The following is a 25,131-nucleotide window of genomic DNA, read 5'->3' as shown; positions in this document are numbered from 1 at the left end:
AGCTCTCTTTTTGGCATCAGCTTGATCGATATTCATTGCTATGCGGTCTCATGATTATTTTATAAAAAAAAGAAAACATTATTTTTGAGAGATTGCTACATGACTGCGCTGGAAAACAATCAAAACATTACCTCTATACCCATCATCGATATTTCTGGACTTTTGGATAATGACATACAAACGCACCAAAACATTGCTTCAAATATTCGGAAAGCATGCTTAGATAAAGGTTTTTTTTACATTACGGGACATGGAGTTTCTAAAGCATTACAAGATAAGGTTTTTGAATATTCCAAATTATTTTTCAGTCTTCCCCTAGAACAGAAAATGCAATGGACCATCGAGCTTTCTGAAGCAAACCGAGGTTATGAACAATTAAGAGCACAAACCCTTGAACCTGATTCTCCACCTGATATCAAGGAAGGCTTTTATATCGGGAAGGAACGCTCAGCTTCAGATCCTGTTGTCATCCATAAAGCTTTTAACCAAGGCCCAAACCAATGGCCAGATATTGATGGATTCAAAGAGGTTATGGAGGAATACCAACTAGAAATGATCAAAGTCTCAGAAAGGCTCATGCATGCTATCGGTTCGTCACTAGGTCTGGAAGAAGATTATTTCTCAGAGTTCTGCAAGGATGCAGATTTAGTCACCTTGCGTTTATTGCACTATCCTCCACAACCCTCTAATGCTCAACCAAATGAAAAAGGATGCGGGGCACATACTGATTTTGGAGGGTTAACCCTATTACTTCAGGATCATAACCGCGGTTTACAAGTGTGGGATCAAACTCAAAAGCAATGGATTTGGGCAGAGCCAATTGAAGATAGTTATGTCGTTAACCTAGGTGACCTAATCTCTATGTGGACGAACAATACATATAGATCCACCCTCCATCGCGTCATCAACATCTCAGGTGGGGAACGATATTCTGTTCCATTCTTCTACAGCGGTAATCACCAGTATCAGATTGAATGTATTCGAGAGTGTTTGGAGGAAAACTCAGAACCGCTATATCCACCAATCAGTGTTGAACAGCATTATCGTGACATGTTCAAAAAAACATATATCTAATAATAAGGAGTTTCCCATGAAAAAATTACCAGTTATCGACATTGCACCTCTTTATGACGTTAACCATCCTGATTATGCAGATATATGCAACCAAATTGACCAAGCATGTCGTGAATGGGGGTTCTTCTATATCAGTGGTTATAAACCGAATCACCTTGCAGAAGTTCAAAGTTTAGCTAAAGAGTTTTTTAGTAAACCACTGCTTGAAAAACTAGAAATAGACATCCAAAAACACAAAGCCTCTCACAGAGGATATGGTGCATTGGGTGTTGAACAACTTAATCCTGACCTGCCCAATGACTTTAAAGAAGTATATGACATGGGTGTTCACCTAGAAGCAGATCATCCTGATGTAATCAATAAAGAACCATTACGTGGTCCTAATGTATATCCGAATATCGAGGACTGGAAAACTGTAATGGATGGCTACTTTGAAGAGATGTTGGACTTAGGAAAAGTTCTTCTAAATGCCATGTCTCATGCCATTGGTCTTCCACAAAATTATTTTGATTACTGCCTACAAGAAAGTCTGTGTGCACTCCGCCTCATTCATTACCCACCTGCATTAGACAATACGCAATCAGAGAGTTTCAATGCTGGAGCACACACTGATTATGGCTGCGTGACTATTCTTGCTCAAGACGATGTAGGGGGATTGCAGGTTCAGGATGTGAATGGGAATTGGATCGATGCTCCGCCTATTCCTGATACTTATGTTATCAATATCGGCGACATGATGGCCCGTTGGTCCAATGACATCTACAAATCTACACCACATCGTGTTTCAAGTCCTAAAGGCAAACAACGTTTTTCTTTCCCATTCTTCATCCAGCCGAGCCCAAAAACTGTAATCCGTTGCCTGCCTAACTGTTACAGCGAATCCAATCCACCTAAATATTCACCAATTACTAGCATGGAATATCTACAGTCACGCTTTGATGCTACTTACAAACATCGTGCTGACGTTTAAATATCGGGGACATTCAAATGAAAAAAATTATCACTTCATTACTATTAAGTACCTGTGCAGTCAGCACTTACTCTTTTGCAGAAAAACCTTGGTTATATTGGCAATCCAATAGTATTTCTGCACTTTATGGTAAAGGTTTCGAAGTAGAGCCGGATACACATGAAACGATTACTTTTGAACATGCGAGCAGTTGGAGATGGGGAGATCTCTTTCTATTCGTCGACACTTATTGGTTTGACGGTGAAAAGACTGCTTCCCAAGGACATAATACTGTCTATACAGAAATAGCCCCACGCTTTTCAATAGGAAAACTAACCAATACGAATTTGAGCTTTGGGCCAGTGAAAGATGTCCTAATAGCTACGAGTTTTGACTTAAGTATTCAAGATCAGCCTGGCTATGACGATATGTGGACTTATTTAGTTGGTCCAGGTTTTGACCTAGATATCAAAGGCTTTGATTATTTCACCCTTAATTTTTACTATCGCATTCCAGACGATGGAAACACCCCAAGTGGACAATGGCAAATCACTCCTTCCTGGTCATATACCGTCCCATTTCTTAAATCATCAATCATTTTTGATGGATACATTGATTGGGTAGTCAATTCCAAAGGTAATAACTCTTCCGACTTTCACTTTAACCCACAAATCAAATATGACCTTAGCCCTCATCTAGGCTTAAGCCCAAAAAAATTAGCAGCAGGTATTGAATACGACTATTGGAAAAACAAATTCTTAATCGAAGACACTCCATATTTTAAAACTAATCAAAATGCTACTAGTTTCATCGTCAAATATACCTTTTAGGCTGAAGGAGAAAAACATATATGACTAACACAATCACAGCCAATAACTTAAAACCAAGCTCCATGATTTTTCTCAGTATCCAGCACGTCTTGGTAATGTATGCAGGTGCTGTTTCAATTCCCCTAATTGTTGGAGGAGCTTTAGGGTTAAGCACTGCAGAAATTGCTTTCTTAATTACTGCAGATCTATTTGTTTGTGGCATTGCCACCCTCATTCAAACTATTGGTTTTAAAAATGTAGGTATTCGCTTTCCCATTATGATGGGAGTTACCTTTACTGCAGTAGGCCCAATGATTGCAATTGGGACTAATCCAGATATGGGACTACTAAGTGTATTTGGGGCAATCATTATCGCAGGGATCTTTGGCTTCCTGATTTCACCATTTATTGGAAAGTTAATACGATTCTTCCCTCCTGTGGTGACAGGAACTCAAATTCTTGTGATTGGTCTATCTCTCATTGGTATTGCAGGCACATGGTCCGCTGGCGGATATGGGGTAAAAGACTTTGGAAATCCATTGTACTTATCTATCGCTGCCTGTGTTCTATTAAGCATTATTATCATCAGCCGTTATGTTAAAGGCTTTTTGGGCAACATTTCAGTTCTAATCGGGATGGGAATTGGTTATATCATCGCTGCATTTTCTGGCCTCATCTCTTTAGACAAGATAGATGAAAGCCCATGGTTAGGTTGGGTGATGCCATTTCACTTCGGTATTCCAGAGTTTAACTTTTGGGCTGTCTTGACTATGTGCGTAGTCATGCTGGTTATTTTCATTGAAACAGCTGGGATGTTCATGGCTGTAGGTGAAATTGTTGAAGAAGAGGTGGATCAGGAAAAATTGACTCGCGGTTTTAGAGCTGACAGCCTTGGCACAATGATTGGTGGGATTTTTAATATCTTCCCGTATACATCCTATGCTCAGAACATCGGTTTGCTAGCGATCACAGGTGTTAAGAATCGCAGTGTATGTGCTTTAGCTGGTGTGTTTTTAATCCTTTTAGGTCTATTTCCTAAAATAGCTTACTTTGTTGCGTCTATACCCTCATGTGTTCTAGGTGGAGCCGCATTGTTTATGTTTGGGATGGTGACATCTAATGGTATCAAAGTACTGCAGCGTGTCGACTTTCAAAATGTGAATAATCTCTACATCATTGCAGTCAGTGCCGGCATAGGTATGTTGCCTGTATTCTCACCTACTATTTTCTCACAACTACCATCTTATCTTTCACCTCTGTTAAACAGCCCAATTTTGCTAACGGCTTTTTGTGCTGTGATTTTGAATGCTGTTCTCAATCGAAAACAGCGGATATTGGATGAATAGTATCTTCAGAAATTGAAAGATGCATAAATATCAGATACACAGGGCTTTGTTGCACAAACCTAGCCTATAAGGTTTATTCAGTCCTATAATTTCAAAATGATCAAATCTTTATTTAGACTCTCTTTACGCATGGTCACAGGTTTTGTTCAAAGTCTGATTAAACTTTGTGGATTAAATTGGACCGCACCAGATTACAGTACGCTTTGTCGAAGACAAAAACATATTGATATTGCGATTAGCTATCAAAAAAGTAGTGATGGGCTACATCTACTCGTCGACTCAACTGGCTTAAAGTTTCTAGGTGAAGGTGAGTGGAAACGTAAGAAACATGGACCTGAATATCGTCGCCAATGGCGTAAGCTTCATATTGGCATCGATGCTGAAACCTTGCAAATACGTGCAGTACAGCTTACTACAAATAATGTAAGCGATTCGCAAGTACTCGGTGATTTACTTGCTCAAATTCCCTTAGATGAACGAATTGATTCGGTCTATACCGATGGTGCTTATGACACGAAGCACTGCAGACAAGTCATTCTAGATCGAGATGCACATGCGCTCATTCCGCCAAGAAAAAATGCAAAACCATGGAAAGATCAGAAATTGAGATCTTTAGAGCGGAATGAGTTACTGAAAACAGTTAAACGTTTAGGAAGAACGCTTTGGAAAAAATGGTCTGGTTATCATCGTCGAAGTTTAGTTGAAACCAAGATGCATTGCATCAAACTATTAGGTGATAAATTAACAGCAAGGAGTTTTTCTAGTCAGGTGAATGAGATTCATGCACGCATAGCCGTATTGAACAAATTTACAGAATTAGGTCGTCCTCATACCCAAGTTGTCACTTGAATTCTGTTCAAATGAGCAGAGTGTTATCTTTTAAATCTTTGTGCAACAAAGCCATTTTAAACTGTATAGCGTTTGCTCAATCCCCACTCTGCCAAAATTCGGCGGTAAGTGGTTGATGAACGATCTGCCTCAAAATGTGCCTCCATTGAAATATCTAAAGGAAGTTCTTCTGGTTTTTGGCTTTCCACCATGTCCTGATCTTCAGCGAAGATTTGTGCATTGAAATCATAAACTGCCTGTAAGTCTCCTGTAGTATCAAAGTTACGAGTTAAGGGAACGAATAATCGCGTTTTATTGTGCGAAACTGGACAGCACGCATTTAAAATTTTAAGTAAGCCATTTTCAGGAAAGTCGATAGTCAAAATAGCTGAAAATGGTGGATAGACATCGAAAGTACGTTTCCATAAAAAATCATCTGGTGCTAAATGTTGTAAGCCATGCGGATAGTTACTGACATCACTCACATACTCTGTATGTAAGCCATAATCCGTTCGAACGGTCGAATATTTTTGTACTTTAGGATTTTCACGATCAGCAAAACTTTGGTTATGTACCCATGCAAAGTGCGCAACATCAATAAAGCCTTCAAGCTGACGGCCACTTGATCCAGCAATATCGACAAATGGAGGGAGAATTGACTGATGTTCTTCACTGTCCCACGTGTCTAAATCTGGAAAATTGGCTTTCGATACATCGCGGTTAAATAAACTGGTCCAAATAAGTCCATATTTTTCTACAACTGGAAATTTGGTCAGTGAAAAACGATCTGAAATTTGTGTAAGTTCCGGCTGTGCAGGAATTTTTACACACTTTCCTTCACCGTTATAATGTAGGCCGTGGTATGGGCAAATAATTTCTTCGCCTTTCACCCAGCCTTTGGTTAATGGCACACCACGATGCGGGCAAATATCACGCACGAGATGAATTTTTCCACTTTCAGTTTTATACAATGCCATTTTCACATCAAGTAATTGTACTTGTTGCGGTTGTTCTGAAACGTCCTGTGTACGTGCAACTGGGTACCAATGCTGCGCTAAAATATTCCAATCGTTTGCATCAAATGAACTGCATTGTGGTTGGGTAAATAAATTCAGTACAGGAATCGCATTCATTTTTAAATCTCTACATTCGCATTATTTGCAGAACTTTTATGCCATGTAACTAGGGCTAATTCGTTCTTTTCTAAGTCAAAAATACGTTTGGATAGCATTTCTGTCTATTAGAATGATTTGCATACAATGTTCTGCTTTTTAGAACACAAAAGCAGAATGAATTGAAAAAATCAAAAGTTATGGCATGAAAATCGCTTAAGCATGGATAAGTACTTTGTAAACTGCCCGTGAGATTGAATAGCTGTATGTCGATTACCTTTTCCCGATTTTCTGAATATTTTATGGCTGTTGCCCGTACTGGCAGTTTACGTAAAGCCGCAGAACAGCTTTTTATTTCAGTCTCTGCAGTGCATCGGCAAATTGTTCTTGCTGAAGAAGAGTTAGGCGTTGCTTTATTTGAGCGTTTACCGCAGGGGCTGAAGCTAACGTTAGCAGGTGAATTACTTTATGCTGATTTGCTTAAATGGCAAAAAGAATATCAGCTGACTCGAATTCGATTTGATGAAATTCAAGGATTAAGTCGCGGCAATATTGAAATGGGTTTTATTTCTGCCCTAAATGATGGTTTTGTCGTGGATTGTATTCAACGCATGGCTGAAAGCTATCCATGGATTAATCTCAATATCAGTATGAATAGCAGTGAAGAAATATCGAGAAAAATCATTGATGCAGAATTAGATTTTGGCATTATCTTAAATCCTAAAAGTCACAATCAATTAGAAATCTTATCCTTTATTGAAATTCCTTTAGGCTATGTTTTATCACCACATCACACCTTAGCCGGCATGGATAAAATCTATTTATCTGACACTTTAAATGAGCGTCATATCATGCCAAGTGAGCCCTTAGTCATCAGTGATTATGTACATACACTCTATAAACATCACAAATTTAATCCTATACAAAAGATAGAATGTAATGACATTAGAATGATAACATCATTAATTCAACAACAATTAGGCATTGGCTTAATGTCATATATGGATGCATTACCACTTTTAAACTCAAAAAAGATCGTATTTAAGCCCATTCGTGAAAAAGGTATGCATCGTTTAACCATTGCACTGTGCGTCGCTTCAAAACGTCAAACATCTCGTCTTTCACAAATAATGGTAAATTTATTGGTCGAAAAAATGGAAGAAAGTAAGCGTGCGCTGAACCCCATAGCTATTTTTTAATTCGGTTCAGGTTTCCAACGATGTGGCAGCAATTCTTCAATCTGGGTCACTTTATGTGTCGGCAGCCTTTTCAGCACATCACTTAAATAGGCATACGGATCCAGCCCATTCAGCTTTGCTGACTGGATTAATGTCATGATGTTTGCCGCTCGCTGACCACTGCGCAGCGAACCTGCAAACAGCCAGTTCTTGCGCCCCAACGCCCAGGGACGCATCTGATTCTCGACCCAATTATTGCAAATAGGTAGATTGCCATCATCCAGATAGCGGCTTAAAGCTGGCCAACGCTTCAGAGTGTAATTGATGGCCTTGGCGGTGGGAGAACTCGATGGCACTGTCAGATGATGTTGGTTGAGCCATTCATATAGTTGTTGCATCACTGGTTGACTATGCTGTTGTCGGTATTCGCGGCGGTCTTCCGCTGTACCATCGGTCTTTTTCCTGAGCTCTGCTTCTATCGCATACAGTCTCTGAATCATCAGTAATGCCTGTTCAGCGATCTGACTTTTCCCGGTCACATGCAGTTCATGGAATTTACGACGTGCATGCGCCATGCAGCCCACCTCAATGACATCGCCTGATTTAAAGCGTGCTTTATAACCACTGTAATCATCACAGACCAGATAACCCTGCCAGCCTTTCAAGAACTCTGCAGCATGCTGGCCTGAACGACTATCCTGAAAGTCATAGATCACCGCCTGAACTGGATTGTACTGTGTAGTGGCATAGGCCCAGACATAACCTTTCTTCGGTTTTTTATCATTCTCACCCATCCGCATGATGGTGACCGGTGTTTCATCTGCATGCAGCACCTGCTGTTGTAGTACCACCTCTTTTAAGGCATTGGCCAGAGGTTCCAGTTCTACACCGCAGCGACCTATCCAGTCAGATAAAGTAGATCTGGACAGATCAATGCCCGCCCGCTGATAGATCAGGCGCTGACGGTACAGCGGCAAATGATCGGCATACTTCGATACCAGCACATGGCTGAGCAGTTCAGGTGAAGCAATGCCTTTATCAATCACATAGGCGGGCATCGCTTGCTGAGTCAGGGTGTCACACTGATCACAGACCCATTTGCCACGCACATGCTGTTCCTTATAGAACTGTGCCGGTCTGAAATGCAGTTTTTCACTGACATCTTCGCCGATACGACGGAGTTGGCAGCCACAACTGCATTGGGTTGATGCAGGTTCATGCTCAATACGAATGGTGTGTAGATGATCTGGCAGCAGTCGACGTTTAGGTTTGTTGACTGTGGCTTTGTGTGTCGCTGCATTGGTTTTATCTGCATTTAGCCGTTCCAGTTCTAGATCAACCGCGGCAATATCTTCTTCGACCGCTTCATCCCAGAGATGGATTTGTTTTGCAGTGAGATGTTCGTTTTTACTGCCGAATTTGTGCTGTTTAAACAGCGCCAGTTCATGCTCGTATTTTTGATTGAGAATGGAAAGATGCTGAACTTTGGTATCTAATTGCTGATTGGTGACTTCAAGATGTTGAACTCTGGCATCTAATTGCTGGTTTGATTGTGCTAGAGACTGATGCTGCAGCGCCAACTGTCTGGTAAATTCCAGCAGTTGTTCATGGGTCAGTTGGCTTAAATCAGGCAGTGTATTCATGACCGCAGTATGCCTGAGGTCATGAGAAGAATGAAATAGAACGTTTGGAGAATAGCAGAATGGACCAAGCTAGTTTAGAGCATCGTCACCACCTGCTGTCGTCCAATGCGCTGCCAAGGCAAACCCTGGATCAGTGCCTGTAACTGTTCTGGGCTGAGGGCTACGCTTTCACCCTGGTGAACTTTAGCCCAGTGAAATTTTCCCTGTTCCAACCGCCGGGCACACAGCCAGATGCCCAGTCCATCATGTACCAGCACTTTCATGCGATGGCCACGTTTATTACAGAACAGGTAAGCACAATGCGGTTTAATGTAGCCAAAGGCTCTCACCACCTGAGCCATGACAGTATCCATCCCTGCTCGCATATCCAGAGGTTGGGTAGAAAGCCAGATTTCATCAATGCGGATCATGTTGCAAGTGCCTTGAGTAATTCTGCTAAAGCAGATATTTCTGATACTTGCCATTTCAAGCCAATTTCTGCTTTTGAGTGGGGTAAAGTAATTTGAACCGTTAACATGTCAGTAGGAGTAGGATCTAATGGTGCAGAGCAAGATAAGGCAATAAATGCAGGTTTATTCGGTAGTGGTGAGCGATCATTCCCTGGCTTAGCATCAATTAAGCGAATCCATTTGGATACAAGATTTGTATTCAATCCATGTTGCAAAGCGACCGAAGCAATTGAAACGTCCGGTGCTTTACAAGCCTGAACGATCTGCTGTTTAAATTCAGCACTGTATGTTCTTCGTTTTTTCGCAAGAGATGCGATGGATGTCTGGTGATTTGTAGTCATAAATTTTAGTCCCCACTTGTTTTTAAGTGGGGACTAAATTAAGGCTTATAGGATGAATTCATAAGGTGTGTTCAGCGGACGCTTACGGAAGAAATCAAATTGCAATTAAAGCAACTTCCTTAAACATTTAATCCTTTGCTCTTCAATCTAATGTTTCTAAATAGCTAAAAAAAGCCAGTGTGAATATTCACACTGGCTGCTGAAAGCTAACCTTTTAGTTTTACATTTCTTTTTGTGTCTTACAGCTTAGTCGAGTGGATTACCGACAATGTTACTAATAATTCCCTTCATAATATGATTGCCTTGTTCTTTACGTAACTCTTCATACCACTCTCGGGTCACCGCTTCATCTTTCATATGTGTCACATCACAGCGCTTACGGGCACGAAGTACCAACTCATTGGCACGTTCATTACGCTTGTTCTGATAGCGACGTAAAGAATCTTGTAAACCTAAGGTATTAATTTGCAATGAACGTGCCAAATAGATAGCATCTTCCATCGCTTGGCAGCCGCCTTGACCAATATCAGGTGTTGTACTGTGCGCTGCATCACCTACAATCACCACTCGACCTTTGTAAAAATTGGCAAATGGTTCGATATCGTGAATTTCTACACGATTGGTCTTTTGCACATCGACTGCATCAATTAACTTTTGGACAGGCTCACACCATCCTTTAAAGTATTGTTTGAATAAAGCTTTGTATTGGCTACGATCATTTTCAAGACCAACAGCTAACGGCACATCAAAAAAGAAATAGAAACGATTATTCGCCACTGGCATCAGTGAAACACGTTTGCCTTCACCTACAAACGTTGTCCATTGATCTGCTGCGGCATAATCGTCTGAGACATCAACGAGACCATTCCAATTGACATAGCCTGCATAGCGTCGCTCAACTTGCTCACCTAAAACATAGGCACGAGTAATTGAGTGTGTACCGTCTGCACCCACCAATAGATCAGATTCTATTTCGCTACCATCTGCAAATTGAATTTTTACACGCTCTCCTTCTTCAACAAAAGAAATCATTTTCTTAGCTAGATGAATATCTTCACGACCAAATTCATCCATTAACATATTCTGAAGTTCCGCACGTGATACCGGATATGGTCGTTGCCCGACTTCTTCAATCAATGGATAAAGGCTAAACTGGGTCATCACATCGCCCGTCAGACCATCAATATAAGCAAGGTTATCCATTTTGCCGCCAAGCTTTTCAACTTGCTCTGTCAAACCCAAATAATTTAGACATTTCACACCGTTAGACCATAACGAAATAGCAGCACCCACCGGTAAAATTTGTTCTGCCTGTTCATAGATGGTTACTTGGTGTCCGAATTTTTTTAGTGCGATGCCTGTAGTTAGACCCGCCATACCTGCACCAATAATTGTAATTTCCATCTATAATTCCCCTGTGTTTTATAAGTTTCTAAGTCATAAAATGCTAAAAGCGTGCCATTTTTTATAAAGCGCCCTGAAAAAAATCTAAAGTTGGCACACGCTGTGCATCTAAACGCGTGTAAATGCTTGTTTTTATCGTTTGTTAAATTTTTTGTAGCACGATAGCGCAAAGCATGAATTTTGAAAGAAAATAGCGAATGGATTTAATATATGGCGACTTTATTAGCACCCGATTTTGATATTCCTGCACAATTACAGACACTTACCAATTTGGCAGATGACCGTATTGGTGCAAAAATTATTGAATGTTCAGATGAATTTTTCGCAGAAGCAAAACGTATGCTTCAATTTGACGCGCCAATTTTTGTTGAAGATAAATTCGATGACCATGGTAAATGGATGGATGGTTGGGAAACGCGCCGTAAACGTCACACAGGTTATGACTGGGCAATTATTCAATTGGGCGTAGCTGGGCATATTAAGGCTTTAGATATTGACACTACCTTCTTCACTGGGAATTACCCTGCTTCAGCTTCAGTTGAAGCCTGCTACGCCCCTGATGGCGATCTTGCTCAAGCTGAATGGTTGAACATATTAGAGAACAACGTACTTGGCCCAAGTCAGCATCATGTTTTGCCGATTACAGCTGACCAAGTTTTTACTCATGTGCGTTTAAATATTTTTCCTGATGGTGGTGTTGCTCGTTTTAAAGTGTATGGTGAAGTGAGCGTTCAACAACAAGATCACACTGCAACAATTGATTTAGTTGCTTTAGAAAATGGTGGACGTGTAATTGCTTATAGCGATGCACATTTTGGTCATCCACGTAATCTGATTAACCCAGGTCGCGGAATTAATATGGGTGATGGTTGGGAAACCAAACGTCGTCGTGCACCGGGCTTTGATTGGTGTATTTTGGCTTTGGGTCAAACTGGTGCAATTGAAAAAATTGATATCGATACGGCACACTTTAAAGGCAACTTTCCAGCCCAAGTCTCTATTCAAGCCGTATATGTTAAAGATGCAACTGATCCACAATTAATTCCACAAAGTATGTTCTGGCCATTTTTGCTTGAAGCACAAGACATGCAAATGGATCATATTCATAGCTTTGTAAACGAAATTTTGCAACATGAAAAGATCTCGCATATTCGCATTAATATGATTCCAGATGGTGGTATCAGCCGTATTCGTTTGTGGGGTAAAACCAAAAGCTAAATTGAAAGCTTGAATACTTTCTACATCGAGAAGGATAAGTACTGTGGTTTTATCCTTCTTCTCCTACACTTGATATAGACAATAAAAGAATTACACATGGTTCAAACAATTCAGCTACAGCCCCTGAGCATTGAAAACTTTGCCCCTTTTGGTGAGGTGATTTGCTGCGGAGGACAGGATTTTTTTCATATCAATGATGCACATACCGAGCGTTATCATGCCCTTGTAACCACTGAAATCTTCGGTGAAGCACATGCAGGTATTAGTATTTTTCGTAATATTAAACAGACAGAAATTCCTTTTTCGGTTTCGATGCTTGAGCGACATCCGAATGGCTCACAAGCTTTTATCCCGATGCAAGGTCAGGCTTTTTTAATTGTGGTGGCACCTGCATTGGATGATCAAACGCCTGATATTTCAAAACTCTGTGCTTTTATTTCAGATGGTACACAAGGTGTTAACTACCATGCAGGTACATGGCATCACCCTCTATTAACTTTAGAGGCGCCAAGTAACTTTGCCGTGGTTGATCGTATTGGTATTGGACATAATTGTGATGTTTATCAGTTTAATGAAGTACTCAATATCGTGGCATAAATTTAAACTATCATTGAAATTGAAACCTCAATTTAAAATTGTCTCAGAAATTAAAAGCCCCATCCGTGGGGCTTTTAAGTCTTGTGCAGTATGTTGTGTAACGATGTACGGTTTTAACGAATCAATTAGAAGTGATATTTCACTAGCGCACTGACGTTATTTTCATCTTTACCTTTAATATTATATTTATTATTCCAAACTGAATGCTCAACGCCTACATACAGGCGTGTATCTGGGGAAATATGTTGCCCCACATTCCATTTATATTGACTGGTCCAGTTCATCTCACTGGCTGAGCCTTTTTCCGCAGTTGACCAATCCAGAAAAGCATCTGCTAAGAAAGATTCTGAGCCAATTTTAAAAGGTATGGCATAGGTAAGCGTCATTTGATAGTCATCAGCTTTAGTATCATTATTCACTTTATATAAATTTAATTTTGCATATTGAAAATATGGCACATCAAAGTCTAAGCCAATACCATAGAGAAAATTATCCATGTTGCTACCCGCTTCCCAAGTGGTTGCAAGCAATACATCTTTTACAGGGCCAAATTTAAGTTCTTTACCCGTTACAGCGCCTAAACTCAATCGTGGTGATGCTTCAAAATAGGTTTGATCGCCGACGTCATTATGTGTACGGTCGGCAAAAATGAAGAAATCACCATATTTAAGCTTTGACGCGTATTCAAATGTCACAGTGGTTTGTTTGTCTTCTTTTGCAATGAGCTGATAGTCGGTGCCATATAGACCGGTAATGCTGAAGTCTTGCCAGATTGGGGCTGCAAAGATAGAGTTGGCTGAAATAGTGCATAGAATTGCAGCTGAAAGAGGCATAAATTTCATTAAATTGTTTTTCCTAGCGATAAATACGTTTTGAGTAATTTATTTAGCAAAAACAAAGCCAATATTAGATTTTTTAATAAAAAAAACCCACATTAATGTGAGCTTTTTTTATTTATTTTGAATAGCTTAGTGATGACTATCTATAACAATATTGCTGGTTTTATTCACTTCTTTACTTTTAAAAAAGTTTAGATGGTTAAACACAATATTTAATACGATGGCCATGAGGCACGTTGAACTAATACCTGAATGGAACAGGGTTTGTACCCATTTTGGGAAGTTCGCATAGAATGAGTGATCAATAATTGGAATCATACCTGCGGCAATTGCTGTAGCAACAATGATTAGGTTCTTTTGCTCACTATAATCAATTTTAGCTAAAGTACGAATACCACTTGCAGCCACTGTACCGAACAATACCAAACCTGCGCCACCCAATACCGGTACAGGAATTGCAGCAATCAAACGGCCCATAATTGGTAAAATACCCAATACAACTAAAATTAAGCCACCCGCTGCAACAACAAAACGGCTTTTTACACCAGTAATCGCGACCAAGCCTACATTTTGTGCAAAGGCACTTTGCATGAATGAGCCAAATATTGGTGCTGCTGCACTTGAAAGCATATCGGCACGTAGCCCATTGGTAATACGTTCAGCGTCGACTTTGGTACCGACAATTTCACCAACAGCGATAATATCAGCTGTAGTTTCAGTCATAATCACCAATGTCACAATTAGCATGGCAATAATGGCACTCAGTTCAAATGTTGGCATACCAAAGGCAAAGAAACTTGGGAATTGAATCCAATTGCCATTTGCGACTTTTGAGAAATCGCCAAAGCCCATCGCATATGCCAGCACTGTACCTAGCACAATTGCTAATAAGATGGATAAACGACGAATTGTAGCGTTTCGAGTAATATTCAGCACAATGACAATGGCTAAAGTTAGAAAAGCCAAACTAATATTTTCAGCACTGCCCCAATCAGGCGCTTTGCTATTTCCACCCATCATCCAACGTACTGCGACAGGTAGCAATGACAAACCAATCACGGTAATCACGCAGCCGGTCACGATTGGCGGGAAAAAACGAATAATTTTTGAAAAATATGGTGCTAAAAAGAAACCGATTAATGAAGCAACAATAACCGCACCATATACTGCCGAAAGCCCACCACCTGCAGTGACTATGGCAATCATCGTTGCCACACCAGCAAAGGATACGCCTTGAACTAGGGGTAATTTTGCACCGATGTATTTCACACCGACCGTTTGTAAAATCGTGGCTAAACCACCGACAAATAATGCTGCTGCAATTAATAAACCAATTTGTGCAGGTTCAAGTCCTGCGGCTGTACCAATAATCAGTGGCGGCGCAATAATACCGCCATACATCGTCAATACATGTTGTAAGCCATAAGCTAGGCTTTTCCCTGCACCTAAATATTCATGTTCTGGTGAAACTGTTTGATTTTGTTCTGTCATTTTTATATCCCCCGATCCGTTTTATGATGCTGTTTTTAGCTACCGCGATATGTTGAATAGGCAAAAGGGCTAATCAACAAAGGAATATGAAAATGCTGTGAGGCATCTTTTACTAAGAAATGAATCACTGCTTTTGGGAAAAAAGTTTCGGTATTAAGACTTTCAAAATAGTCCGCTGTGGCAAACTCTAAGCTATAGCTACCCGTAGAAAATTCGCTTAAACCAAAGTCGGTCACACGGCCATCTGCATTGGTTTGCCCTTCACCAAGTAACATACCGTCTGCATTGAATAATTTAATCAAGACATTGGCAGCAGGTTTCCCCAGATTTGTATCTAAAATATGTGAGCTGATCATGCACTTAGCTCCTGTTTTAATCTTAATAAGGCAATTTCAGCCAATTGATGATGGACAATACGCTTTTCAGTTTCTGGATCATTCAGCAGACGGTACTGCAATGCTTGTAATACATTTTCACTGCTTAAGCCTGAAGCTTTAATTAAGAAGATATAGCCGTACTTTTTTTCATAAGCGATGTTGCCTTTGAGCAATGCCATTTGTGTTTCTTCATCGGCTGAAATAGCGGATTGTTCACGGTTGGAAAAATTCTTTTCTAATTCAGAAAGTTCAGCTTGGGCTTTTTTTTCACCAATACGCGGGTGATTATCTAAAGCAGATTTAATTTCTTCCCACGACCATGTACGAGCAGCTTGAGCCGCGTATTCCAAAATACTGTCTAATGATGCATACGGACGCTGACTGAGCAGCTCATTCGCCCAGCTTTCAATTTGCACACAGTGCTTTAAAAATGTTTTTACATCGGCTTCGGATGCTTGATTAAATTCAACAAGTTGCACTATTAAATCGCCTAAAAATATTTAATGTTCGTTCAAAACATGTTTTGCAATATCAATGCCAATCCCTTATTTCTTAGACAAATTGCTTTTTATAGGCACAAAAAAAGAGGCGCTAAGCCTCTCTTTCTTCTTTATTTTTTTTATTACGGTGCATGGTGTTTTATCCAATGTTCTGCAATATCGGCACGACGACAAACCCATACTTTTTCATGCGATTGCACATAATCTAAGAATCTTTGTAGTGCTTTAAAGCGTCCTGGTCGCCCTAAAATACGACAGTGCATACCAATAGATAGCATTTTTGGCGCAGTTTCACCTTCGGCATATAACACATCAAAGGCATCTTTAAGGTATTGATAAAATTGCTCACCACTATTAAAACCACCCGGCGAGCAAAACTTCATATCATTACTTTCAAGTGTATATGGAATGATTAAATGCGGACGTGTTGCACCATCTACATTCGTCACTGTGCTCCAAAATGGTAAGTCATCGCCATAATAGTCACAGTCATATTGAATCTGAGGAAATTCAGCAAGTAATTTTCGAGTATTCGGGCTATCACGTCCGGTATACCAACCGATTGGTGTTTTACCAAATAGCGTTTCAAGCACGCTAATAGCTTGATCCATATGTTGGCGTTCTTGTTCGATTGGCATATCTTGATAATGCAACCAACGTTGACCATGCGATACGACATCATAATTGGCTGCTTTAATCGCTTCCACAATGTAAGGATTGCGTGCCAAAGCCATACCCACACCGAAAATGGTCATGGGGAGTTGGCGTTTTTTAAACTCTTGGTGAATGCGCCAAAAGCCCGCTCGTGAGCCATATTCGTACATGGAATCCATCGACATGTGTTTGTCTGGAAAACTGGCCGCGCCAATAATATCTGACAAAAACTGTTCTGAACCTGCATCACCATGTTCTACATGGTTTTCACCGCCTTCTTCATAGTTCAATACAAACTGAACCGCGACACGAGCACCATTTGGCCATTCCACTTTGGGTGGTTCTCCATGATAGCCAATCAGATCTCTGGAATAGTCTTGTTGTTGAATCTGGTCTATCAGATCTTGCCCACGTAAATATGTTGCTGTCACATCCACTTCCTAATTTGTTATATCAAACAGTCAAAAAATAGAATGAATTAAGCAATTAGTGCGCCAAAACTTAGTATACAAGTTTTATTTCCTTTCTAAAGGAACGACAACTGATGACGCGTGTATATTGAGCATCTAACTTTATAAATTTAATATCTAAAAAATATTTTTTCTTTGGACTGTCTAATGAATACAAAACATAAAAAAATTATTAATATTTTTACTTTAGAATGGCTTTGTTGCACAACGATTTCATAACTATATGATTTTAAAAGTTTTGATTATTTTTTGATCCAAAATTAAATTTATTTAAATCAGATGCTTACATATTTATGCAACAAAGCCTATTTTAAAGATTATTTACTTTTCAAAAATACTAAAATTTAAAAAAGAGAAGCCTTTCATATTCAGAAAGGCTTTGTGAAATAGTGTTTTGGAAATGATTAAAATAAGAAGTAACGCTGCGCCATTGGTAACACTTCCGCAGGCTCACAAGTCAAATGCACACCATCTGCACGTACTTCATAAATCTCAGGGTCAACCTCCATTACAGGACAATAAGTATTTAACTTCATATCTGCTTTCGAGATATTACGCGTGGCTTTACAAGGACTAATCAACTTCTTTAAAGCCAATTGTTCATGTACGCCTTGCTCTATTGCCACTTGCGATAAAAAGGTAATGCAGGTGTTATGTACGCCACGAGGGTAAGCGCCAAACATCGGACGATAATGCACAGGCTGTGGCGTTGGAATTGAAGCATTAATATCACCCATCGGCGCAGCTGCAATCATTCCGCCTTTAATAATCATCGAGGGCTTAACACCAAAAAATGCAGGCTTCCATAAAACAATATCGGCTAATTTACCCACTTCAATCGAACCAACTTCATGGCTTAATCCATGGGTAATGGCAGGATTAATCGTATATTTAGCAATATAGCGCTTCACACGATTGTTATCGTGATTTTGATTATCACCTTCGAGTGGGCCGCGTTGCACTTTCATTTTATGTGCTGTCTGCCAAGTACGTAATATTACTTCACCCACACGCCCCATCGCTTGCGAGTCGGAAGACATCATGGCAATTGCGCCCATATCCTGCAAGATATCTTCTGCAGCAATAGTTTCACGGCGAATCCGACTTTCAGCAAAAGCAACATCTTCAGAAATTGCAGGGTCTAAATGGTGGCAAACCATCAACATATCTAAATGTTCATCAATGGTATTGACGGTATATGGACGTGTGGGATTGGTTGAAGATGGTAAAACATTGGGTTGACCAATTGCTTTTAAAATATCTGGTGCGTGACCACCGCCCGCACCCTCAGTATGGTAAGTGTGGATGGTCCGGTTATTAAATGCTGCTAAGGTTTCTTCTAGAAAGCCACTTTCATTTAGTGTGTCTGTGTGAATGGCAACTTGTACATCGTATTGATCCGCCACACTTAGACAGTTATCAATCGCGGCTGGCGTCGATCCCCAGTCTTCATGTAATTTTAAACCCACCACACCGGCTTTGATTTGTTCAGCGATTGGTTCTGGCTGACTCAAGTTGCCTTTACCTAACAGACCAATATTCATAGGTAAATCATCAATAGCTTGTAGCATGGTCGCAATATGCCATGGGCCTGGAGTTACTGTGGTTGCAGATGTTCCTGCGGCGGGGCCTGTACCACCACCAATCATTGTAGTTGTGCCTGACATTAGTGCTGTTTCAACTTGTTGTGGGCAAATCCAATGAATGTGAGTATCAATCCCTCCCGCCGTTAAGATTTGTCCTTCACCTGCGATGACTTCAGTTGCTGCACCTAAAGGAATTGTAATGTCAGGTTGAATATCAGGGTTACCTGCTTTACCTATTTTCCAGATACGACCATTTTTAAGTCCAACATCGGCTTTGACAATACCCCACCAATCGACAATTAAAGCATTGGTAATGACGGTATCAGCGACCTCATCAGACAATAATTGTGACTGTCCCATACCATCGCGAATGACCTTGCCACCGCCAAATTTAACTTCTTCACCATAAGTCGTGAGGTCTTGTTCAACTTGAATAAACAATTCTGTATCAGCTAAGCGAACTCTATCACCTACTGTAGGGCCAAACATTTCCGCATAAGCACGGCGAGACATTTTCATTAATATATTTCCTATTCTAGATTTTTTGGCTTTAGCAGCTTTTGCATCGGAATAAATTGAATACCCCATTTCTCCGTTAGCGCACCGACCACTTCAAATCCATATTTTTTATAAATATCGAGTGCATAATGACTTGAATTTATTGTGATTATATCGGGATCATTTTTAAGTATTTCTTGCTCTAAAAAGTCCCACATTTGTCGACCATAACCTTGACCGTGATATTCAGCTTTTAAGAAATAATGCATGACATGAGATGGAGCGATATACGCCAAATTCCCAACGATTTCTTCATTAATTTCTGCCACAAAATAATGAATAAGTGGTTGTTGGAAGATGTTTTTCAACATATCAGGTTTAAAGCGTTCACGTCCTTCTTCAGTCACGACAACATAATCGACAAAAGGTTCAATAACAGCAGCGATGGCTTCAACATCATCAACAGTTGCTGGGCGTATTTTCATTATTAACATTTAATTCTCTTATGCTTTTTCATGTACTTATTGAACTTATTACTAACAATAATTTAATTGTTCAACAAGACACTTGAGCATAAAAATAGTTAATCCAATTTACCCATAACACGCCCTGCAAACCCATACACCTCACGTTTACCTGCAAGTGCAACCAATTCGATATCTCGACTTTGGCCCGGTTCAAAACGAACTGCTGTTCCAGCAGCGATGTTGAGTCGATAGCCTCTAGCTTGCTCTCGATTAAATTGCAAAGCATCATTGGCTTCAGCAAAGTGAAAATGAGAACCGACTTGAATTGGTCGATCGCCTGCATTAGCAACACGCATTTTCAGTGTTTCTCGTCCGACATTCATTTCAATGTCTGAATCAGGCGTAATAATTTCACCAGGAATCATGGCTTACTCCTTATTTTTATTAGACAATGGGTTGATGAACTGTGACTAACTTTGAACCATCTGGAAAAGTAGCTTCGACCTGCACTTCTGCAATCATTTCCGCGACACCATCCATGACATCTTCACGACTTAACAAGGTTGTGCCGTAATGCATTAACTCGCTCACGGACATGCCATCGCGTGCGCCCTCAAGCAGTGCTGCTGAAATAAATGCAATTGATTCTGGATAATTCAATTTTAATCCACGCGCTTTACGACGCTCAGCAACAAGGCCTGCGGTAAAAATTAATAATTTATCTTTTTCAGTTGGATTAAGTTCCATAACAATTTCCTAATCTTCTAAAATGTAGAATGCAAAATGCGTGCAAATTCTTCTTTCGCTCTCGCACGTTTTGATTTTTAGTGTCCTAACCCAAAGGTAAAATGAACACTTAATCTATTAATCTTGCTAGACCTATCTACTTTCCAATGATGGCAAAACTTAAGTGCGCCAAATCCGTGGGAATTCTTCTGCTAGGTCATACCAATAGCGTCTTAAACGGGCACGGACTGCTGCAAAAGCATCATGGCATTCACGTACATCATCGCCTAAATAACGTGCACAAATCACATCATCTAACAGGGTTAAAGTCACCGCTAGATTCATCCGCATAATCAATTCACGGATTAATTCGATATGTTCAGCCAGTAATGTTGTTTGCCTTAAACGCGATGGTGCTACTGCCCAGAAACTTCCCATCACAGCATGTCCATTCATACCTAAACAGGATGTAAGCCACCGATCCTGCCCCTTAAAATTTAAACTATCTGCAACCAATAATTTGTCTGCACGATACAGCCTAAATTTGCTTTGGTATTGCCCTTGCTGAAAAATTTCACCACGTGCTTGTCGACCGATGACCAACATATCCCACCCAATAAAACTGGCCATTTCATCTAGATGAATATGTGTTTCAGAGTCTGCATTGGCACCATCAAAAAGCATGGTTTCTTGCGGTAACCATTCAAATGTCGCCTGTGCTGCGACATGTATATGAATATGCTGATAGGCTTGCTTGCCATTGGTTTTGTACCATTTTCCTGCACCGGGCGTGGTAACTAACGCATGCGCATTCGCCTCAACTTTCATATCAAAAGTCAGATGGTCTCCGCCAGCAATTCCTGCTGGTGGATGCACAATAATTGCATGGCAAATACCAGTTTTTTCAGGCCACAACATCTTCTGAACGCGTACAGGCCCATGATGCTTGCGATGCTGTAATACGGTTCGATTTGACTGTACTTGATAGGCAAAACCAAGTTCCAAACAGGCATACCACAGTTGGCTGTTATGCTGCTGTTGTGTCGATATAAATTTTGTTTCGCTTAATACCAGATCATTCATTTGCATCTCCCTATTATTTGAGATGAATGAGGCATCAAGCTAAACCAATTACAGCAACAATAGCTGTCAAAGCACCAATCATTTGCTTACCATAAGGCACATATTTTTGAATAAATGCGCCGACGAGCAAACCGAATACGTATATAGATGCCATCGCTGTAACCATACCAACGACCAGTAAAACTGCCTGACCGCTTTGGCCAAGTTCCGTACCATGTGCGATGCCATGAAAACCGGCCAAAAGTGCAGCAATAAAAGGAACGGCTTTATTGGTTTTGGTCCAAAGAGCAACAGCCAATACAATTAACGACGCAATAATGCCGTTTTCAGCAATTGCTGTTGCTAAGTTGAATTGTGCACCGATCATAAAACCGACAATCATTGCGGCAGATAAACCGAATAATCCGGCCCATTTCCAGCGCTGGTGTGCAGTCCAAATCAATACGCCAAATGCTAACGCCATCATTAGATGATCAAGCCCTGTAAATGGATGCACAAAACCGCTGATAAAACTATTATGGCTATGCTCATGGCCTGGATGCGCCATTGCTACCAAGGGAAAGAATGCCAACGATGTGAAGGTAATTCTTTGCAATAATAACTTCATAGTGGATGCCCCTTATGCTTTAAACAAACCTTGTTTCTCAATAAAGCTGATGATGTCATTTAAGCCATCTTTAGTTTTCATATTGGAAAATAGAAAAGGTTTTTCACCGCGCATACGTTTCGCGTCTTGATCCATCACATCTAAATTTGCTCCAACCATTGGTGCAAGGTCGGTTTTGTTTATGATTAACAAATCAGATTTGGTAATACCGGGGCCACCTTTACGCGGAATTTTCTCCCCACCCGCCACATCAATTACATACAGGGTTAAATCTGAAAGTTCCGGGCTAAATGTTGCTGCCAAATTATCACCGCCACTTTCAATAATGATCAGTTCAAGGCCATCAAATTTTTCGCACAGGTCATCAATAGCCGCTAGGTTAATGGAGGCGTCCTCACGAATTGCGGTATGCGGGCAACCACCTGTTTCTACACCAACAATACGCTCAGGTGACATAGCTTCATGGCGTGTTAAAAAGTTGGAATCTTCTTTGGTATAAATATCATTGGTCACCACCGCCATATTGTATTTTTCACGCAGTGCCTGACATAAATTTAAAGTAAGCGCTGTTTTACCTGAACCAACTGGACCGCCAATACCTACGCGTAATGGGCTACGTTCTGTCATGTGAAATGTCCTTTATTTTTAAGATCTAAATAATCGTGAATATTGTGTTTCGTGTGCCATACTGAGCATGGCGTAATTAGGTAAGGCGCTACTGAGTTCAGCATCTTGCAGTGCTAAAGCACGTTCAATTGCCTCTGGAATCAGCCCATGCACATGCCATAAAATCCGTTGTCCACTCATCTGTCCAAGTGGTACAGTTTTCACGGCAGCCAACACCTGATTTTCAAGTACGGTAAAGGTATAAGCAGTCAAAACCTCTGCAACATCAAGTTCGAGTTGCCCACAAAGATGCGCATAGATGGGTACGAAACCGATCTGCTTTTTTAATTTCACAGGCTTTTTCAGCACATCACGAATCCACGCATTTAATGAAAATGCCAATTGCTGTGATTCAGCCAATAACTCTTTGCTTTCTCGACTTGCTCTATATAACTGCGCCCAGTATTCAAACTGCTCAGGCTGATCAAAAGATATTATTAGGCGTTTCAAAACGGGCAGCTCAAACCGTACCAAAAGCATTTCAAGCACTTCTTCAAAATAAGTAATGCTCGAGGTTTCATCAAAAATTAAGCTCTGATCAATCGCACTTTCTACCCCTTGAGAATAACAGTACGCCCCAATTGGTAGTGCCGTTGAGGACAAAGTCAACAGACTTAAAAGCTGTGAAGCATTAGGTGTGAACATGATGCAAAGCCTTAATTGGGCTTAATCTGTGATCATGCTGATGCTGTGCATAAGCACCGCTTTCAGGCTCAAATGGATGCATGGTTTCATATACCGTTAAACCAAGTCCAATTATCATTTCAGCCAATACATGATCTGGCTCAAAATACAGCGCCGTTGGTGTGAGCATTAAAGGGACGTGACGATTACCTAAGTGATACGCTGCTTTTAATAAATCAAAGCTGCTTGGTGCTTCTACTTTCATGAGTTTTTCTGCTTTGGCATCGACACGCAGTACATCACCCTCTTGAGTTGCGATATATGAACCGTGCCTTAAAATGCCGGTACGGGGTAAATCTGCACCAATATCGTGCCCGTTAGCTAAAGTTGCACGAAAACGGCTCTTTTGTCGTGTATCAAATGTCAGTTCAACTATCTCAACATTTTCTTGTACGACATTACCCTCAAGTCTTTCCGTATAGATTTTCATAAATACCCAATCTCAATTTCTTTTATCGTGATTCGTGAACTAAATTGATGCTAAATTCAGCATTAAATGAATGATTTGCATTAAAATAATGCACTATTCATGCCAATCTTATTTTGCCAAGCGTTTTATTTTTGCCGTGTCTATCTAATTATTTTGAAATTTGCTTCGTGCAAGACATCTTAATTATTAAAAAATATGTGATTGCCGATAATTATTCAGATGGCCATAAAAAAATCCCCCCATCGATGGAGGATTGTAGAAATAGAATTTATGCCAATCTAGCTAAGCATTAATACACATCTCGTCGGTAGTGACCGGCCTTACGTAAGGCATTAATTTGTTTAGCACCTAAAATTTCTACTAAAGCATCATCAATACCTTGGGCCATATTTAAACTACCACAGAGATAAATACATGCCCCTTGTTCAACCCAATGGGCTTTGTTGCACAAAGATTTCATAACTATATGATTTTAAAAGTTTTGATTATTTTTTGATCCAAAATTAAATTTATTTAAATCAGATGCTTACATATTTATGCAACAAAGCCGATGAACAATTAAATACTTTGCAGTGGCTGGGTTCTTGTATTGTTATGCTGGGTTTGATGGTGCATTTATTAGGGAAAAAAATTCAATCACACATCACTTCACGTAAACTTGTCCGAACAACATAAAATAATTAAATAAGGGGCTTAGGAAGTTAAACATATAAAAAAGTATGGTAACTTCCTTAGGCTTTATTGCATAAATATTTTTGAAGCTACTGATTTTTAATGTTTTTGTTGAATTTCAATAAAAATAAACATAATAAAATTATAGTGTTAGGTATTTGTGCAACAAAGCCATGTAGAGCATTAAATTGAAATGATGTCTATGAATCACACAACTAAAGATTACTACTGTAATCTTTAGTTAGGACACAATTTATAAAACTATCTCAATTCAAGTTGCTTTTTATGCCACTCCACACTTTCCTGGTAATCAAAATAAATAGCAGCTAGACGGGCTGTTCCTGATTTTAAAGTAAGCATCCGCTGAACCCAACTTTTCTTATCTGCTCAACATCCCGATAGTGAACCGTACCGTGTTTGTCGGAGAGTCAAT

27 protein-coding genes and 2 pseudogenes are annotated in these 25,131 nt (G+C 40.1%); 9 read left to right on the top strand and 20 right to left on the bottom strand.

All coding sequences use genetic code 11. The features are described from left to right. Positions 1 to 99 precede the first annotated feature (99 nt). The 5 genes and pseudogenes from AC4MC0_RS07600 to AC4MC0_RS07580 all read left to right on the top strand — a co-directional run. Complete coding sequence (locus AC4MC0_RS07600; RefSeq protein ID WP_005090791.1) at positions 100 to 1,074, top strand: isopenicillin N synthase family dioxygenase; 975 nt, start codon at positions 100 to 102, stop codon at positions 1,072 to 1,074. 16 nt (positions 1,075 to 1,090) lie between these two features. Continuing rightward, positions 1,091 to 2,044: an isopenicillin N synthase family dioxygenase gene (locus tag AC4MC0_RS07595; RefSeq protein ID WP_005090792.1), complete on the top strand. Its 954-nt coding sequence runs from the start codon at positions 1,091 to 1,093 to the stop codon at positions 2,042 to 2,044. Between the two features lie 17 nt (positions 2,045 to 2,061). Next, on the top strand, positions 2,062 to 2,853 hold the full coding sequence (locus AC4MC0_RS07590) for an outer membrane protein OmpK (protein WP_491887438.1): 792 nt from the start codon (positions 2,062 to 2,064) through the stop codon (positions 2,851 to 2,853). Between the two features lie 20 nt (positions 2,854 to 2,873). Then, the gene (locus tag AC4MC0_RS07585) at positions 2,874 to 4,178 is read left to right on the top strand and encodes a nucleobase:cation symporter-2 family protein (RefSeq protein ID WP_000185581.1); all 1,305 of its coding nucleotides are present in this window, start codon (positions 2,874 to 2,876) and stop codon (positions 4,176 to 4,178) included. 96 nt (positions 4,179 to 4,274) lie between these two features. Next, positions 4,275 to 5,027, top strand: a pseudogene (locus tag AC4MC0_RS07580) (IS5-like element ISAha2 family transposase); the annotation flags it as partial. A gap of 56 nt (positions 5,028 to 5,083) precedes the next feature. On the opposite strand, the gene AC4MC0_RS07575 reads toward AC4MC0_RS07580, so the two are convergent. After that, positions 5,084 to 6,139: a Rieske 2Fe-2S domain-containing protein gene (locus tag AC4MC0_RS07575; protein WP_005090794.1), complete on the bottom strand. Its 1,056-nt coding sequence runs from the start codon at positions 6,137 to 6,139 to the stop codon at positions 5,084 to 5,086. A 245-nt stretch (positions 6,140 to 6,384) separates the two neighbouring features. On the opposite strand from AC4MC0_RS07575, the gene AC4MC0_RS07570 reads away from it, so the two are divergent. Continuing rightward, positions 6,385 to 7,317 (top strand): LysR family transcriptional regulator, encoded by a 933-nt coding sequence (locus AC4MC0_RS07570; RefSeq protein WP_491887437.1) that lies wholly within the window; start codon positions 6,385 to 6,387, stop codon positions 7,315 to 7,317. Here the strand turns inward: AC4MC0_RS07570 and tnpC are convergent. The 4 genes from tnpC to hpxO form a co-directional block, all read right to left on the bottom strand. Then, on the bottom strand, positions 7,314 to 8,939 hold the full coding sequence (gene tnpC, locus AC4MC0_RS07565; protein WP_491887264.1) for an IS66 family transposase: 1,626 nt from the start codon (positions 8,937 to 8,939) through the stop codon (positions 7,314 to 7,316). The genes AC4MC0_RS07570 and tnpC overlap by 4 nt on opposite strands. Before the next feature lie 74 nt (positions 8,940 to 9,013). Further along, positions 9,014 to 9,349 (bottom strand): IS66 family insertion sequence element accessory protein TnpB, encoded by a 336-nt coding sequence (gene tnpB / locus AC4MC0_RS07560; RefSeq protein ID WP_225546543.1) that lies wholly within the window; start codon positions 9,347 to 9,349, stop codon positions 9,014 to 9,016. Next, on the bottom strand, positions 9,346 to 9,729 hold the full coding sequence (gene tnpA, locus AC4MC0_RS07555) for an IS66-like element accessory protein TnpA (RefSeq protein ID WP_004691518.1): 384 nt from the start codon (positions 9,727 to 9,729) through the stop codon (positions 9,346 to 9,348). The genes tnpB and tnpA overlap by 4 nt, the downstream gene beginning before the upstream one ends. 246 nt (positions 9,730 to 9,975) lie before the next feature. Then, positions 9,976 to 11,133: an FAD-dependent urate hydroxylase HpxO gene (gene hpxO / locus AC4MC0_RS07550; RefSeq protein ID WP_000406591.1), complete on the bottom strand. Its 1,158-nt coding sequence runs from the start codon at positions 11,131 to 11,133 to the stop codon at positions 9,976 to 9,978. Between the two features lie 210 nt (positions 11,134 to 11,343). Here hpxO and alc point away from each other — a divergent pair, with 210 nt between their 5' ends. Further along, positions 11,344 to 12,351: an allantoicase gene (gene alc / locus AC4MC0_RS07545; protein WP_000212598.1), complete on the top strand. Its 1,008-nt coding sequence runs from the start codon at positions 11,344 to 11,346 to the stop codon at positions 12,349 to 12,351. Between the two features lie 96 nt (positions 12,352 to 12,447). Continuing rightward, on the top strand, positions 12,448 to 12,948 hold the full coding sequence (locus tag AC4MC0_RS07540) for an ureidoglycolate lyase (RefSeq protein WP_000250866.1): 501 nt from the start codon (positions 12,448 to 12,450) through the stop codon (positions 12,946 to 12,948). 125 nt (positions 12,949 to 13,073) lie between these two features. On the opposite strand, the gene AC4MC0_RS07535 is transcribed toward AC4MC0_RS07540, so the two are convergent. The 15 genes from AC4MC0_RS07535 to AC4MC0_RS07465 all read right to left on the bottom strand — a co-directional run bounded on the left by AC4MC0_RS07535 (position 13,074) and on the right by AC4MC0_RS07465 (position 24,486). Beyond that, positions 13,074 to 13,790, bottom strand: coding sequence for an outer membrane protein OmpK (locus AC4MC0_RS07535; protein WP_004778009.1), 717 nt, complete (start codon positions 13,788 to 13,790; stop codon positions 13,074 to 13,076). 126 nt (positions 13,791 to 13,916) lie between these two features. After that, positions 13,917 to 15,278 (bottom strand): nucleobase:cation symporter-2 family protein, encoded by a 1,362-nt coding sequence (locus AC4MC0_RS07530; RefSeq protein WP_000139429.1) that lies wholly within the window; start codon positions 15,276 to 15,278, stop codon positions 13,917 to 13,919. A gap of 35 nt (positions 15,279 to 15,313) precedes the next feature. Then, a complete protein-coding gene (gene uraH, locus AC4MC0_RS07525; RefSeq protein ID WP_000625767.1) occupies positions 15,314 to 15,634 on the bottom strand; it encodes a hydroxyisourate hydrolase in 321 nt (106 codons plus the stop codon). Further along, positions 15,631 to 16,134: a 2-oxo-4-hydroxy-4-carboxy-5-ureidoimidazoline decarboxylase gene (uraD, locus tag AC4MC0_RS07520; protein ID WP_005265718.1), complete on the bottom strand. Its 504-nt coding sequence runs from the start codon at positions 16,132 to 16,134 to the stop codon at positions 15,631 to 15,633. Before uraD ends, uraH begins: the two co-directional genes overlap by 4 nt. A 143-nt stretch (positions 16,135 to 16,277) precedes the next feature. Beyond that, positions 16,278 to 17,240, bottom strand: coding sequence for an allantoinase PuuE (gene puuE / locus AC4MC0_RS07515; protein ID WP_000127611.1), 963 nt, complete (start codon positions 17,238 to 17,240; stop codon positions 16,278 to 16,280). Positions 17,241 to 17,683: 443 nt separating this feature from the next. Beyond that, positions 17,684 to 19,384, bottom strand: coding sequence for an urease subunit alpha (gene ureC, locus AC4MC0_RS07510; protein WP_004778074.1), 1,701 nt, complete (start codon positions 19,382 to 19,384; stop codon positions 17,684 to 17,686). Positions 19,385 to 19,395: 11 nt separating this feature from the next. Beyond that, entirely contained in the window at positions 19,396 to 19,857 is a 462-nt protein-coding gene (locus AC4MC0_RS07505) for a GNAT family N-acetyltransferase (RefSeq protein WP_004778076.1), read from the bottom strand. Positions 19,858 to 19,946: 89 nt separating this feature from the next. Beyond that, positions 19,947 to 20,255 (bottom strand): urease subunit beta, encoded by a 309-nt coding sequence (locus AC4MC0_RS07500; protein WP_004778077.1) that lies wholly within the window; start codon positions 20,253 to 20,255, stop codon positions 19,947 to 19,949. A gap of 19 nt (positions 20,256 to 20,274) precedes the next feature. Beyond that, positions 20,275 to 20,577 (bottom strand): urease subunit gamma, encoded by a 303-nt coding sequence (gene ureA, locus AC4MC0_RS07495; protein WP_004778079.1) that lies wholly within the window; start codon positions 20,575 to 20,577, stop codon positions 20,275 to 20,277. Between the two features lie 159 nt (positions 20,578 to 20,736). After that, positions 20,737 to 21,639 carry an urease accessory protein UreD gene (locus AC4MC0_RS07490; protein ID WP_004778080.1) on the bottom strand — a complete coding sequence of 301 codons (903 nt, stop codon included), beginning with the start codon at positions 21,637 to 21,639 and terminating at the stop codon, positions 20,737 to 20,739. A 34-nt stretch (positions 21,640 to 21,673) separates the two neighbouring features. Continuing rightward, on the bottom strand, positions 21,674 to 22,246 hold the full coding sequence (locus AC4MC0_RS07485) for a HupE/UreJ family protein (protein WP_004778083.1): 573 nt from the start codon (positions 22,244 to 22,246) through the stop codon (positions 21,674 to 21,676). 12 nt (positions 22,247 to 22,258) lie between these two features. Further along, a complete protein-coding gene (gene ureG, locus AC4MC0_RS07480) occupies positions 22,259 to 22,873 on the bottom strand; it encodes an urease accessory protein UreG (protein ID WP_004778085.1) in 615 nt (204 codons plus the stop codon). 18 nt (positions 22,874 to 22,891) lie between these two features. Next, positions 22,892 to 23,557, bottom strand: a complete 666-nt coding sequence (locus AC4MC0_RS07475) for an urease accessory protein UreF (protein WP_004778087.1) — start codon at positions 23,555 to 23,557, stop codon at positions 22,892 to 22,894. Beyond that, positions 23,544 to 24,026, bottom strand: coding sequence for an urease accessory protein UreE (gene ureE, locus AC4MC0_RS07470; protein WP_005090807.1), 483 nt, complete (start codon positions 24,024 to 24,026; stop codon positions 23,544 to 23,546). Before ureE ends, AC4MC0_RS07475 begins: the two co-directional genes overlap by 14 nt. Positions 24,027 to 24,315: 289 nt before the next feature. Next, positions 24,316 to 24,486 carry a hypothetical protein gene (locus AC4MC0_RS07465; protein WP_473340132.1) on the bottom strand — a complete coding sequence of 57 codons (171 nt, stop codon included), beginning with the start codon at positions 24,484 to 24,486 and terminating at the stop codon, positions 24,316 to 24,318. Positions 24,487 to 24,575: 89 nt separating this feature from the next. On the opposite strand from AC4MC0_RS07465, the pseudogene AC4MC0_RS07460 reads away from it, so the two are divergent. Further along, positions 24,576 to 24,701, top strand: a pseudogene (locus tag AC4MC0_RS07460) (EamA family transporter); the annotation flags it as partial. Positions 24,702 to 25,131: the final 430 nt, after the last annotated feature.

Source organism: Acinetobacter sp. CAU_H_S139_7, from assembly GCF_058599305.1.
This window is presented reverse-complemented; position numbering and strand designations above follow the sequence as displayed.

Coding starts and splice junctions, on each gene's coding strand:
- AC4MC0_RS07600 (WP_005090791.1), top strand. CDS start 100: ATGACTGCGCTGGAAAACAATCAAAACATTACCTCTATACCCATCATC.
- AC4MC0_RS07595 (WP_005090792.1), top strand. CDS start 1,091: ATGAAAAAATTACCAGTTATCGACATTGCACCTCTTTATGACGTTAAC.
- AC4MC0_RS07590 (WP_491887438.1), top strand. CDS start 2,062: ATGAAAAAAATTATCACTTCATTACTATTAAGTACCTGTGCAGTCAGC.
- AC4MC0_RS07585 (WP_000185581.1), top strand. CDS start 2,874: ATGACTAACACAATCACAGCCAATAACTTAAAACCAAGCTCCATGATT.
- AC4MC0_RS07575 (WP_005090794.1), bottom strand. CDS start 6,139: ATGAATGCGATTCCTGTACTGAATTTATTTACCCAACCACAATGCAGT.
- AC4MC0_RS07570 (WP_491887437.1), top strand. CDS start 6,385: ATGTCGATTACCTTTTCCCGATTTTCTGAATATTTTATGGCTGTTGCC.
- tnpC (WP_491887264.1), bottom strand. CDS start 8,939: ATGAATACACTGCCTGATTTAAGCCAACTGACCCATGAACAACTGCTG.
- tnpB (WP_225546543.1), bottom strand. CDS start 9,349: ATGATCCGCATTGATGAAATCTGGCTTTCTACCCAACCTCTGGATATG.
- tnpA (WP_004691518.1), bottom strand. CDS start 9,729: ATGACTACAAATCACCAGACATCCATCGCATCTCTTGCGAAAAAACGA.
- hpxO (WP_000406591.1), bottom strand. CDS start 11,133: ATGGAAATTACAATTATTGGTGCAGGTATGGCGGGTCTAACTACAGGC.
- alc (WP_000212598.1), top strand. CDS start 11,344: ATGGCGACTTTATTAGCACCCGATTTTGATATTCCTGCACAATTACAG.
- AC4MC0_RS07540 (WP_000250866.1), top strand. CDS start 12,448: ATGGTTCAAACAATTCAGCTACAGCCCCTGAGCATTGAAAACTTTGCC.
- AC4MC0_RS07535 (WP_004778009.1), bottom strand. CDS start 13,790: ATGAAATTTATGCCTCTTTCAGCTGCAATTCTATGCACTATTTCAGCC.
- AC4MC0_RS07530 (WP_000139429.1), bottom strand. CDS start 15,278: ATGACAGAACAAAATCAAACAGTTTCACCAGAACATGAATATTTAGGT.
- uraH (WP_000625767.1), bottom strand. CDS start 15,634: ATGATCAGCTCACATATTTTAGATACAAATCTGGGGAAACCTGCTGCC.
- ureC (WP_004778074.1), bottom strand. CDS start 19,384: ATGAAAATGTCTCGCCGTGCTTATGCGGAAATGTTTGGCCCTACAGTA.
- AC4MC0_RS07505 (WP_004778076.1), bottom strand. CDS start 19,857: ATGTTAATAATGAAAATACGCCCAGCAACTGTTGATGATGTTGAAGCC.
- AC4MC0_RS07500 (WP_004778077.1), bottom strand. CDS start 20,255: ATGATTCCTGGTGAAATTATTACGCCTGATTCAGACATTGAAATGAAT.
- ureA (WP_004778079.1), bottom strand. CDS start 20,577: ATGGAACTTAATCCAACTGAAAAAGATAAATTATTAATTTTTACCGCA.
- AC4MC0_RS07490 (WP_004778080.1), bottom strand. CDS start 21,639: ATGAATGATCTGGTATTAAGCGAAACAAAATTTATATCGACACAACAG.
- AC4MC0_RS07485 (WP_004778083.1), bottom strand. CDS start 22,246: ATGAAGTTATTATTGCAAAGAATTACCTTCACATCGTTGGCATTCTTT.
- ureG (WP_004778085.1), bottom strand. CDS start 22,873: ATGACAGAACGTAGCCCATTACGCGTAGGTATTGGCGGTCCAGTTGGT.
- AC4MC0_RS07475 (WP_004778087.1), bottom strand. CDS start 23,557: ATGTTCACACCTAATGCTTCACAGCTTTTAAGTCTGTTGACTTTGTCC.
- ureE (WP_005090807.1), bottom strand. CDS start 24,026: ATGAAAATCTATACGGAAAGACTTGAGGGTAATGTCGTACAAGAAAAT.
- AC4MC0_RS07465 (WP_473340132.1), bottom strand. CDS start 24,486: ATGAAATCTTTGTGCAACAAAGCCCATTGGGTTGAACAAGGGGCATGT.